The sequence below is a fragment of the Crossiella cryophila genome (assembly GCF_014204915.1).
GTDB classification, from domain to species: domain Bacteria; phylum Actinomycetota; class Actinomycetes; order Mycobacteriales; family Pseudonocardiaceae; genus Crossiella; species Crossiella cryophila.
In genome coordinates this window covers 5,699,084-5,711,382 of record NZ_JACHMH010000001.1, presented here as the reverse complement: position 1 = coordinate 5,711,382, position 12,299 = coordinate 5,699,084, and the positions used below count along the sequence as shown (strand labels likewise).

8 protein-coding genes are annotated in these 12,299 nt (G+C 72.5%); 4 read left to right on the top strand and 4 right to left on the bottom strand.

What is annotated here, in order from left to right; translation table 11 throughout:
- Positions 1-119: 119 nt before the first annotated feature.
- Together HNR67_RS24990 and HNR67_RS24985 are read right to left on the bottom strand one after the other, a co-directional pair.
- Entirely contained in the window at positions 120-1,226 is a 1,107-nt protein-coding gene (locus HNR67_RS24990) for an FAD-dependent oxidoreductase (RefSeq protein ID WP_185004657.1), read from the bottom strand.
- Between the two features lie 10 nt (positions 1,227-1,236).
- Positions 1,237-1,911 (bottom strand): TetR/AcrR family transcriptional regulator, encoded by a 675-nt coding sequence (locus tag HNR67_RS24985; protein ID WP_185004656.1) that lies wholly within the window; start codon positions 1,909-1,911, stop codon positions 1,237-1,239.
- Positions 1,912-2,044: 133 nt separating this feature from the next.
- Between HNR67_RS24985 and HNR67_RS24980 the strand changes: the two genes are divergently transcribed.
- A complete protein-coding gene (locus HNR67_RS24980; protein WP_185004655.1) occupies positions 2,045-2,983 on the top strand; it encodes a catalase family peroxidase in 939 nt (312 codons plus the stop codon).
- A gap of 213 nt (positions 2,984-3,196) precedes the next feature.
- Here the strand turns inward: HNR67_RS24980 and HNR67_RS24975 are convergent, their stop codons facing one another.
- Positions 3,197-3,667 carry a PaaI family thioesterase gene (locus tag HNR67_RS24975; protein ID WP_185004654.1) on the bottom strand — a complete coding sequence of 157 codons (471 nt, stop codon included), beginning with the start codon at positions 3,665-3,667 and terminating at the stop codon, positions 3,197-3,199.
- Positions 3,668-3,839: 172 nt separating this feature from the next.
- Between HNR67_RS24975 and HNR67_RS45800 the strand changes: the two genes are divergently transcribed.
- The 3 genes from HNR67_RS45800 to HNR67_RS24960 all read left to right on the top strand — a co-directional run bounded on the left by HNR67_RS45800 (position 3,840) and on the right by HNR67_RS24960 (position 11,022).
- Entirely contained in the window at positions 3,840-6,515 is a 2,676-nt protein-coding gene (locus tag HNR67_RS45800) for a hypothetical protein (RefSeq protein ID WP_185004653.1), read from the top strand.
- A 92-nt stretch (positions 6,516-6,607) separates the two neighbouring features.
- The gene (locus HNR67_RS24965) at positions 6,608-7,471 is read left to right on the top strand and encodes an NAD(P)H-binding protein (protein WP_185004652.1); all 864 of its coding nucleotides are present in this window, start codon (positions 6,608-6,610) and stop codon (positions 7,469-7,471) included.
- Positions 7,472-7,539: 68 nt separating this feature from the next.
- Positions 7,540-11,022 carry an nSTAND1 domain-containing NTPase gene (locus tag HNR67_RS24960; RefSeq protein ID WP_185004651.1) on the top strand — a complete coding sequence of 1,161 codons (3,483 nt, stop codon included), beginning with the start codon at positions 7,540-7,542 and terminating at the stop codon, positions 11,020-11,022.
- Between the two features lies 1 nt (position 11,023).
- Here the strand turns inward: HNR67_RS24960 and HNR67_RS24955 are convergent, their stop codons facing one another.
- Positions 11,024-12,298 (bottom strand): beta-galactosidase, encoded by a 1,275-nt coding sequence (locus HNR67_RS24955; protein WP_312987983.1) that lies wholly within the window; start codon positions 12,296-12,298, stop codon positions 11,024-11,026.
- Between the last annotated feature and the right edge of the window lies 1 nt (position 12,299).

The following is a 12,299-nucleotide window of genomic DNA, read 5'->3' as shown; positions in this document are numbered from 1 at the left end:
GGCCGGGCGGCCATCGGCGTGCAGAGTGTTGGCCGCGTTCCGGCGTGGCGACAGGGGTGCGCCGTATCCTCTTTCACCCGGGCGCCGGAATACACCGGCTGACCAGGTACGACGGCTACTCAGGCGCGGAACTGGGCCATCTGCCCGACCAGGCCGCGCGGGGCGTCAGGGCGGAAACACAGCACCAGGCCGTCCGCGGACATCGCGGCCGCGGCCTCGCTGCGCGGGAACATCGCCTGCTCGTACCCGGCCAGCGCGGCCTCCGGGTCGCCGGGGTTGTGCACCAGCGCCATGCCGAGTTCGGCGGCGTCGATCAGGGCCAGGTTGGCGCCCTCCCCGGCGAAGGGGGACATCAGGTGCGCGGCGTCACCGAGCAGGGTCACGCCGGGCGTGCGTTCCCACCGGTGGCCGATGGGCAGGGCGTGCACGGGGCGGATGGCCAGGGGGTTCTCGGCTCCTTGGATGAACCCGCGGAGCTGCTCGTGCCAGTCGGCGAACTCGGCCAGCAGCGCGGGTTTGCTCGCCTCGATGGTTTCGGGTTCGGCGGCGAGTGCGCAGTAGACGTGCAGGGTGCCGCCGGGTTCGCGGTGGGCCAGGAAGCCGCGGCCCTCGCCGAGGGCGAACATCATCCCGCCGCCGACCGCCGCCGCGGCCGCCGGATGGCGTTCGTCCGCGTTGTGCAGGTAGAGGTCCACAAAGGACACGCCGGTGTAGGTGGGCCGGGCCGCCGAGACCAGCGGGCGGACCTTGGACCAGGCGCCGTCCGCGCCGATGAGCAGGTCGGTGGTCACCACGGTGCCGTCGGCGAAGGCGACCTCGTGCCGTCCGTCGCCCAGGGCTCGCACGCCGGTTGCCTTGGCGCCCCAGTGGATCAGGCGCGGGTGCAGCGAGTCCAGCAGCAGGTCGCGCAGTGCCGCGCGCGGGATCTCCGGGCGGCCGCCGTCCGTGTCCGGCTCGTCCAGGTGAACCACGGCCTTGCTGTCCAGCACGCGGAAGGCCTGGCCGCCGGGGTGCACCGCGGCCAGGAACCGCTCGTGGAGCCCGGCGGCGCGCAACGCTTCCTGGCCGGTGTCCTCGTGCAGGTCGAGCAGCCCGCCCTGGGATCGGGCACCGGGTCCGGTGTCCAGCTCGAAGATCGCACACTCGAAGCCGTGCTGGTGCAGCACCCTGGCCAGGGTGAGGCCGCCGAGGCCGGCGCCGATGATCACGATGGGGTGGTGGGTCATGGTGGACTCCTCAGTCGGTGGGGCGCGGGGTGTGCGCGAGCCCGTTGATCAGTAGCTGGAAACCCCAGGACAGCCGCTGTTCCGGGGTGCCGGAGAGCAGGTCCTGCCCGGCCGCGGCGATCCGCGGGTGGGTCTCCGGCGGGACGCGCTGGATTGCCGAGGACAACGCTGCCCAGTCAGCCGGATCCTGGGCCGCCTCGCTGTGTTCGGCCGCGGTCGCGGTGGCGTGCTGGAGCAGCAGGTCCACGCCCCAGGCCGCCGCGCCGGGCGGGATCCCGCCCTCGGCCAGCAGCGCGAGCATGGTCTCGAGCAGGTTCAGGTAGTGCGGTCCGGACGGCCGGGCGAGCAGCGCGGACTGGGCCAGGCCGGGGTGGGTGAAGAGCACCTTGGTGTAGGAGGTGAGCAGCCGTTCCAGGCGGGTCCGCCAGTCCCCGCGCGTGCCCCGGTCGACCGTGGCGAGCAGCTCGTCCAGCACCGCGGCGTGCAGTTCGGCGGTGTTGCGCACGTAGACGTAGAGCGAGGCCGCGCCGGTGTCGAGTTCCTGGGCCAGGCGGCGCATGGTGACCCGCTGCAAACCCTCGGCACGCACCAGTTCCAGCGCGGCGCCGATGATCGACTCACGACTCAGCGCGGGCTTGGCCGGGCGCTCACGGCGGCTGCGCGGTTGATCACTGGTGGGCGACATGGCACCACTATAACGAACATGTTCGTTACGAACACGTTCGTCGTGAGCAAGCCCACGATGTCTTCCAGGATGCTGAACCCAGCTCGGCGTTTTGTAGGACATCCCCCGGTTGGAAAGCGCTTACGCTGCGACTATGACCAGCTCTCCCACCACGCACGACCTTGCTGTCGACGCCGTTGACGGCATGGAACAGGTCTCCGGCACCCACCCCGGGTACCGCAGGGCGCACGCCCGCGGGGTCTGCTTCGACGCCACCTTCACCCCCACCGGCGCCGCCGCCGAACTGACCACCGCAGCCCACCTGCAGCAGGAGCCGGTCCCGGCCACCGTTCGCTTCTCCAACTCCGAGGGCAACCCGCACAGCCCGGACGGCCGTCGCTCCGGCCGCGGCATCGCGGTGAAGTTCCACCTCGGGCACGGCGTGGACACCGACCTGGTCGCGGTGAACCTGCCGGTGTTCGTGGTCTCCACCCCGGAGCACTTCGTCAAGCTGCTGGGCGCGCTGAAGAAGGACCCGCACACCGGGCAGAACGACCCGGCGCTGCTGGGCGCCTACATCAAGGACAACCCGGAGGCGATCCCCGGCTTCACCGCGGCCGGCGCGATGCCCATCCCGGTCAGCTACGGCACCGCGAAGTACTGGGCCATCCACGCCTTCCGCTGGACCAACGCCGCAGGCGAGTCCCGGTACGTGCGCTACCGCTGGGAGCCGGCCGCGGGCCTGCAGGAGCTGTCCCCCGAGGACGCGGGCCACCAGACCCCGGAGTACCTGACCGACGAGCTGACCCAGCGCCTGCTGGACGGCCCGGTCCGGTTCACCCTGCACGTGCAGCTCGGTGAGGACGGCGACCCGACCAACGACTGCACCAAGGCCTGGCCGGCCGAGCGGACCGAGATCGCGGTGGGACACCTGGACATCACCGCGACCTCCGCCGACCAGGAGCACTGGGCGGGCCAGGTCTTCGACCCCACCCGCGTGACCCCCGGCATCGACCTGTCCGACGACCCGGTGCTGGCCTTCCGCACCCGGGCCTACGCCGAATCCTTCGCCCGCCGCAGCCACGGCGGCTGAGACCAGGACGCCGCGCGGTGGCGCAGGGGCCGCCGCGCGGCGTCCATCCCCAACCCGCGTGTTGGCCGTTCTCGTACCCAGTCTTGGCCGTTCTCGTACCCGGTGTTGGCCGAACTGGTACACCCTCCGGCCAACACACCGACCACAACGGCCAACACACCGTCCAGTTCGGCCAACACACCGTACGAGAACGGCCAACACGGTGTGGGGTGGTTAGGCGTTGCCGTTGTAGCTCAGGTTTGGGGTGAAGCTGCCGCTGGCGCGCGCGACCCGGCGGCCCTGGGCGTCGGTGATCTCCGCGTCGGCCAGCATCCGCCGCTTGCCCGGGTGCACGACCACGCCGGTGGCCACGTACTCCACCCCGGCCAGCACCGGCCGCAGGTAGTCGATGTGCAGGCTCATGGTCAGCATCGGCCGGTACCGGTCGGTCAGCGTCACGCAGGACATCGCGCCCGCGTCGTCCAGGACCATGGCCAGGTAGCCGCCGTGCACCTGACCGGCGGAGTTGCAGGCGTCCTCGGTCGGCTTCCAGCGCAGCGTGACCCGGCCGCGCACCACCTCGCGCAGGCTCAGCCCGATCGGCACCGCGTGCCTGGGCAGCGGGGCCCGGCCATCGGCCATGGCCACCAGCATCTGCTCGCCTGTTGAGCGCTCCCACAGCGCGCCGAACTCGTTGTCCCCCATCGGGCCACCCTCCAGCTTCACACGATCATGACAAGGTAGGCCCTGCCCCGTGGCCCCCGGCGGGCGGGTGGCAGCACGAGGGTGCCCCCAGGTCTGCCCGGAAGGGACTTGTCAGCTCGCATGCGCCTCGAAAGGGTGCACGCGGGGAGGACTGACGAGGGGGATCGTCTGTATGGACACGTTCCAGAACTGGACCCAGAACATCGAGGCCCCGGTGGCCGAGTTCGCCACGCCGAAGAGCCTGGCCGAGCTGTGCCAGGTGGTGCGGGAGGCGGAGGCGGCCGGGTTGCCGGTGCACGCGGTCGGCTCGGCCTGGGCCTATTCCGCGCCCGCGCACTGCGAGGGGGTGATGGTGCGCACCGAGGCGCTGTCCGGGTTCCCAGCGGCGGTGCAGGCCGCCATCACCCAGCCGGGACCGGCGGATCGGCTGCTGGTGGCGGTGGGCGGGGGCATCACCATCCGCAACCTGTGCCTGGCCCTGGACGGCATACCCCGTCCGGACGGCAGGCCCGGCCTGCCGGCGGGGTTGTCCCGCGGCAGGCGGTGGACCATGCCGACGCTGGGTGGTTCGGGCGGGCAGAGCCTGGCCGGGGCGGTGGGCACCGGCACACACGGCGGGGACGCGGCCCGCCCGGCCATCGGCGACTACCTGCACGCACTGCTGCTGGTCGGCTCCGGCGGGCAGCTCACGCTGGTGCAGCGCACCGCCGTGGTGGAGGTCAACCTGTTGCGGGACAACCTGATCGCCGAGGGTGAGCTGCCGCCGGGCGCCACCGTGCGGGAACTCCGCGGTGACGCGGCCCTGGACGCGGCGGTGCTGTCGCTGGGCCGCTTCGGCATCGTGCACACCGCGGTGCTGGCCGTGCACGACGAGACCGAGGTGGCACTGGTCGAGCACCGGTGGCCGACCACCTGGCGGGGACTGGCCCCCGGGCTGGGCGCGCGGATCGAGCAGGCGGTGGCCGGGGACGAGTTCCTGGAGGTCCTGATCAACCCGGTCACCCAGGCCGACGGCGACCGCAAATGCCTGGTGAGCCAACGGAAATCACTGCCACGCACCGAACTCCCGGTGGCAGGCCGCGCCTTCGGGCTGGGCGATCAGGCCAGCACCCCGGTGCTCGACGAACGTTCCCGCTCGCCGCTGCCGCCGGAGATCGGGCAGGCCTTGTGCGCCAGGGAGTTGCCGCCGCTGCTGGCCGATGTGGCCAAACTCCTCGGCCTGCCCACCGACCGCCGCCTGGGCGATGTGCTCTCCGATCTGCTGAACCTGACCACCACCCTCGGCCTGCCGCAGCTGGTGGAGGTGGCCACCTCGGCGGTGACCGACGCGCTCAAACCGTCCCGGCGGCCCTCGGACAACCAGCCCTGGCTGGTGCACGGCACCCGGTGGGAGGTCGGCGACTTCTTCGACTACGACTCCGACTGCTTCCGGATGGACTTCGCCGAACTCTTCTTCCCCGCCGACGCCGACCTGACCGCCCGGGTGGACGGGGTGCTGGGTGTGTTCGAAACCCTGCGGGCGCACGGGATCGCGCTCGGCGGGTACGTCTCGCTGCGGTTCCTGCGTGGCAGCACCTCGCTACTGGCCCCGGCCCCGTTCGAGCGGTCCTGCGCGATCGAGGTGGCCATGCTGCGCGGGCTGCGCGGCAACCGGATGGCGCTGACCCTGTTGCACGAACTCGCGATCCGGCACGGCGGACGGCTGCACTGGGGCCAGCTCAACGAACTCGACAGCGCGGCCGTCACCCAGCTGTTCGGCGGCGCGCTGACCGGCTGGCGGCGCGAACTCGCCACCGCCGAGGGCGAGTCCACCACCTTCAGCACCGCCTTCACCCGCCGCCGCGGCCTGGAGATCGACCGCCCTGTCGACTGGACACAGTGGACGGACGGCGGCATCCGCGCGGGCGGCCCACCCGCGCTGGCCGGCAACCAGGTCTTCGTCGCCGACGAACGCCGGATCCTGCACAGCACCAACACCATCGGCGGCGGCTGGCGGCCGGTCCGGCCGGAGCCGATCGGCGCCCAGGCCAGGGTGGTGGTACTCGCCGGGGCGCGGCGGCTGGAGATCCTGGCCGCCGACGCCACCGGCCGGGTGCTGCGCAGCCGCCAGGAGGCCGACGGCGGCTTCCCCCGCTGGGAACACCTTGGCGGGGAAGGGATCGACGGCGATCCGGTGGGCGCGGCGCACACCGACGGCAGGCTGGAGTTGTTCGCCCGCGGGGATTTCCAGCGCCAGCGCAAGCTGATGCAGGCCTGGGCGCACTGGCCGGGCGGCCCGTGGGCCGGACTGATGCAGGTGGGGTCGGGTCGGCTGGGCGGTCCGCCGAGTGTGTGCGGACGCAGTTTCCACGGCAGCGACCAGCTCGTGGTGCTCGCCACCGGGCTCACCGGGTACGTGCGGTGGAGCGCGCAGACCGGCCCCGGCGGCGCCAGCGGCTGGACGGCCTGGCAGGACCTGGGCGCCCAGCCCGGCAGTCACCCGCTGGCCTTCCGCGATCCGCACGGCGTGGTCAGGGCACTGGTGCTGGACCCGGCGGGCCGGGCCTTCGAGGCGATCGAGCTGACCGGCGAACTGGCGGTGCGCTGGCAGCCCTGGCGCGCCCTGCCCACCGGCCCGCGCCTGGACCCGACCGTCGGCCTGACCGGCGCCGGTTCCTGGCTGCTCGGCCTGGACCGCGACGGCCGCCTGTTCGGCAGCCACCTCGACGGCGGCAGCTGGACGGCCTGGCAGGACCTGGGTGGCGCGCTGACCGGCCCGGTGGCCGCCAGTGCGGGCACCGACGGCGTGCTGGTGGCCGGCATCCGCCGCGGCGACGGGCAGCTGGTGTCCCGCAGGCTCAACGCCTAGCGAGGCAGGCACATCAATGTGCCTTCTTACCGGCTGACCGCAACGCTGGTTCCCTCTCGATTGATCAGCACATCAGCGAGAGGGAACCAGCCATGCACGTCGTCACCGGCGCCTCCGGCCAGCTCGGCCGCCGCATCGTCACCCACCTGCGCGAGCACGTGGACGCTGGCAAGATCATCGCCTTGTCCCGCACCCCGGACAAGCTCGCCGACCTGGGTGTCCAGGCCCGCTACGGCGACCTGGACCAGCCGGTATCCCTGCTGCCGCACTTCGCGGGCGCCGAGCGGGTGCTGGTCATCGCCACCGACGCGGTCGGCCGCCGCACCGCCCAGCACGCCAACGCGATCACCGCCGCCAAGCAGGCCGGGGTCGGCGGTTTCCTGTACACCTCGATGATCCGCGCGGGCGAGCCGGGCAACGCCAGCCCGATCCTGTTCGAGCACCGCGAGACCGAACGGCTGCTGCTCGACTCCGGCCTGCCGTTCACCCTGCTGCGCAACGGCATCTACATGGACATGCTCCAGCTCCTGCTGCCGCTGCGCGAGGCCGCCAAGACCGGCGTCCTGCCCGGCACCCTGGGCTCCGGCCACGCCGCCTACGTCACCCGCGACGACCTGGCCGCCGCCGGCGCCGCCGTGCTGGCCAAGGGCGGCCACGACGGCCAGATCCTCGACCTCACCGGCCCGCAACCCCTGGACCACGCGGGCATCGCCGCCGCCCTGGCCGAGGCCACCGGCCGCCCGGTCCGCCACGACCCGACCGTCGACGAGCCCCTGGAGTCCTTCGCCGCCCGCCTGCCCGCGCCCGCCAGGGACAACCCGGACGCCCTGCGCGCGGGCGAGCTGTTCTGGCAGAGCACGGTCGAGGGCTGGGCCGACGTGTTCACCCACCACGTCCCTCGGCTGACCGGCCGCCCCAGCACCACCCTCGCGGAGTTCCTGCGCACGGTGCTGTAGTACGGAATTCGGGTTGTCCGGTGCGGTTCCTCGGCGCCGGACAACCCGGCTCCGGACAATCCGGTGACATGCCCCGTGCGGAGAAACCCCTCGAAGCCAACGGCTCGCCCCTGGTCGAGTTCGCCCTGGCACTGCGGCGGCTGCGCGCGGCCGCGGGCAGCCCGTCCTACCGCGCACTGGCCGGGACGGCGCACTACTCCGCCACCACCCTGGCCGACGCGGCCAGCGGCGCGAAGCTGCCCAGCCTCGCGGTCACCCTGGCCTACGTCCGGGCCTGCGGCGGCACCCCCGCCGACTGGGAACCCCGCTGGCGCCGCCTCACCGCCCAGCTCGCCGGCCCGCCACCCGAACCCGAGACCGAGGCCACCGCCCCCTACGTGGGCCTGGCCGCCTTCGGTGTGGCCGACGCCGACCGGTTCTTCGGCCGCGACCGCCTCATCACCGACCTGTGCGCCCGGCTGGCCGACCACCGCCTGCTCGCCGTGTTCGGCGCCTCCGGCGCTGGCAAGTCCTCCCTGCTGCGCGCCGGCCTGCTCCCCCGCCTGTCCGCCCGCCCGATCCTGTTCACCCCGGGCGCGGACCCGTGGGAGGAATGCGCGCTGGCCCTGGCCACCCCGCTCGGCCTGTCCCCCGGCTCGATCCGGGACGAACTCCGCACCGACCCCCGCGCGCTGTACCGCCTGACCCGCCAGGTCGCGGGCGAGGGCGAGGTGGTGCTGATCGTGGACCAGTTCGAGGAACTCTTCACCAGCGGCCTGGAGGAGTCCGAGCGCGCCGGGTTCATCGCCACCCTGTGCGCCACCGCCGAGTCCGAGCGCAGCCAGTGCCGGGTCATCCTGGGCATCCGCGCCGACTTCTACCCGCACTGCGCGGGCACCCCGCAACTGGCCGACCTGCTGCGCGACAACGTGTTCACCGTCGGCCCGATGACCCCGGAGGAACTCCGCCGGGCCATCACCGGCCCCGCCCGGCACGCCGGTTGCGCGGTGGAGAGCGCCCTGCTCACCCACCTGGTCGCCACCACCGGCCCCGGCGCCCTGCCACTGCTCTCGCACGCCCTGCTGGAAACCTGGCGCCGCCGCCGCGGCAACACCCTGACCCTGGCCGGTTTCGAGTCCACCGGCGGCCTGGACCATGCCCTGGCCAACACCGCCGAGGCCATCTTCACCACCCTCACCGAACCCCAGCGACAGGCCACCCGCCAGCTGTTCCGCCGCCTCACCGCCCCCGGCGAGGGCACCGAGGACACCAAACGCCGCATCCCGCACACCGAACTCGACGGCGAGGCCGCCACCCTGGCCACCGTGGTCGAACACTTCGCCACGGCCCGCCTGCTGGTCACCGACGAACACGGCCTGGAAATCACCCACGAGGCCCTGCTCCAGGCCTGGCCCCGCCTGCACACCTGGCTCACCGAGGACCGCGAGGGCCTGCGCCTGCACCGCGCCCTCAGCGAGGCCGCCACCGAATGGCATCGCCTCGCCCGCGACCCCAGCACCCTCTACCGCGGCACCCGCCTGTCCCTGGCCCGGTCCTGGACCACCCGGGAGAACCCGTTGCTCAGCACCAGGGAACAGGACTTCCTGACCGCGAGCCAGTCCGCCGAACACGCCGACCAACGCCGAACCCGCCGCCACACCAGGCAACTCCGCCTACTCGCCGCTGCCCTGGCCGTGCTGCTGATCGCCGCCACCGGCATCGCCAGCGTGGCCTACGACCAGGAACGCCTGGCCACCTCCCGCCAACTCACCGCCGAAGCCCAACTCCGCCTGAACTCCGACACCGGCCAAGCCATCCGCCTCGCCCTGGCCGCCCACGACGCCGCCGAAACCGAACAATCCCGCGGCCTGCTGCTCAAACTCGCCAACACCCCACCGGAACACGCCCGCCTCAACTTGCGACAGACCAGGAGGATCGCCTTCAGTCCCACAGGCGACCAGGTGCTGACCGACAACGTCCGCTGGGACACCGCCAGCCGCCGCATGATCGAGGACAACGACCCCGAACTCCTGGTGCTCGACTACTTCCCCTCGGGCGGCGACCTGCTGGTCCGGCGAGGTTCCTGGGTCAGCCGATGGAACCCGGTGATCAGGAAATCCGCCGGGTTGGACCGCCCGTGGCAGTACCAGACCGAGGGAATCGCGCTCGCCGCGGACGGCAGGCAGGTGTGGCTGCACACCCCTGGTGGAGCACCGATCCGCAACGATCTCGACACCGGCAGGGACGTGAGCACGTTGCCGGTGCGGAGCAAAGACCTGCTCCTGAGCCCGGACCGGACCCGGCTGGCCACCATCACCGAGAACGGCGAACTGGCCCTGTGGGACGCACTGACCTCGGCGCCGATCCAGCACGCCCTGCCCGATCTCGGCCCAGTCAGCACCGTCGCCTTCCACCGCGACGGCCGGTACCTGGCGACCGCGACCCGGGACGGCACCGTACGGATCCACCAGGTGCACACCGGCGAACTGATCGCCGAACTCCCCGGCTCACCCGGATTCCCCCGCGGCATCGCCTTCGCCGCACAACCGCACACCGTGGCGGTGATCGCCAACGACGGCCGACTCACCCTGCGCAGCCCCTACCGGCCCACCGGACTCGCCATCGGCGGGCAGCACGACAACTTCGAGCGGGTCACCTTCGACCCGGTGGGCCGGATGCTCGCGGCCAGCTCCGCCACGGGGGTGTCGCTGTGGGACCGCACCCGGCTTCCGTTGTACGCCAACAACAACCTGGACTGGCAGTGGCCTCCGGTCTTCGAGCGCACCGGTCAGTCCCTGCGGGCGAGAACACGCACCGATCAGCTCACCTGGCAGCTCGGCCGCCTGGATCCGCCGACCAGCACCCCACTGCTGGGCACCGCGTCGCCGCTCCGCCTCGGCCCTGGCCAGGTGCTCAGCCCGGACGGCACGCTGGTCGCCGAGGTCGCGGTTCCGGCCTCGGCCAGTGCCACCACCGTGCGCCGGGTCGCGGATCAGACTCTGGTGGCCACCGGCCTCCCGGCCACCTCGGCCGACTCCGTCGGCTTCACCCCTGACAACCGTTACCTGGTCCTGACCCGGACCAACACTCCGCCCCAGGTCCACGATCTGCTCACCGGCGAAACCCGCCACCTCGACGCACTACGCGCGTCATCCCCCACCTTCTCCATCGGCGGCCACCACCTCGCGATCACCACCACGGACCGCACCATCGTCGTGTGGGACCTGCGCACCGGCACCCGCACCGCGGAAATACCCGCGCCGCCCAAACTCGACTACCGGTTCGCCCTCAGCCCCGACGGCCAAAAACTGGCCATGCCGAGCGGCAACCGCACCGTCGACCTGTGGGATCTGCCCACCGGCGACAATCTCGCCGCCCTGGACAGCGATCAGCCGGAAGTCCGCGCCCTGTCCTGGCACCCCGACGGCAGCACCCTCACCATCACCGGCTCCGACACCACCATCACCCTCTGGCGGATCTCCGTCCCCAACGCGATCACCGCGCTCTGCGAGTCCCTCGACCGCGACTTCCGCGACCCGGACCAGCCCAGCCCCGCGATCTGCACCCGCTGACCTACCGCCCCTCCACCAGCACCGGCGTCTCCGACACCGCCACCGCGTCCCCCGCCCGCGCCGCCCGGCTCGACCCGTCAGCCAGCCGAACCAGCTCAGTCCCGGCCGGTGCCGTGGTCGAGGCCGTCCCGGTGTGCGTCCACCGCACCGTCAGCACCCGCCCGTCCTCGGCCGCGAGCACGCACTGCCACACCGTCTCCGGCAACCCGGCCTCCGCCCCATGACCACACGACCGGGTGCGGGTCCGGTGCAGCCAGCGTTGCAGCTCCTCCACCGCCAGCGCGGCCTTGGTCGGGCGGCCGCCCTTGGGCTGCAACACGATCGGCAGGTTGGTGCTGCCCCAGTTGTAGAAGTACATCCGTTCCAGGCTCAGGCTGGTGCCGTAGATCCCGGCCAGGTAGAAGCGCATCGCGTAGTCACTCGCGCGCCGCTCGTCCAGCGCGCCCTGGGAGGGCAGTTCATACGTCGTGCTGGTGTTCCACACCCTCGGGTGCACCCCGGCCTCGTGCAGCGCCGACCAGGTCTGGCGGACCAGGGCGAGCATGGTCTCCGGCGGATCCGAGGCGTGCCGCTGATGCAGTTTGACCCCGGCCACATCGCAGTGGTCGTAGCCGCCGAGCTGGGCGAACCGGCGCAGCACCGCGCGGCCCTCCTCCTCCCACAACCGGCCCATCGGCGGGCAGACCAGCACCGCGGCCGGGTCCACCTCGTCGAGGATCCGCTTGGCCCGCCGGGTCATCTCCACCAGCGTCTCCACCGACCCGGCGAAGTAGCGGTGGTCGTTGGCGCTCACCCACAACTCGTATGCCTCCAGCCGACCGCGGTACCGCTGGCCGACCGCACGCACGAACTCCTCCCAGCGCGCCAGGTCATCCGGCGGCGCGGCCCGGGAACCGTCGTCGTAGGGCGCCTTCGGCCCCTGCGGCGCGGCCCATTCCGGGGTGCCGCCGAAGACCATCAGCGCGGGCAACCCGGCCCGGCGGGCGCTGTCCACCAGGCGGTCCAGCACGCTCCAGTCGTACTCGCCTGGACGGGGTTGCAGGGTGGCCCAGCGGGTGCGGCTGTCCCAGAACCGCAGGCTGCCGACCCGGAACCCGGGCATCTCACCGGTGGCCGAGGACAGCGTCACGCCGAACAGTTCGGGGGCCACCGGGCGGTCGAACTCCCAGGCTGGCCCGTCGATCCGCTGCGGCGTCGCGGCGGGCGCGGGTGCCTCCCCTGGCACGGCGAAGACCACCACCAGCACCACCACCGCGGTCAGCGCGGCCACTCCCACC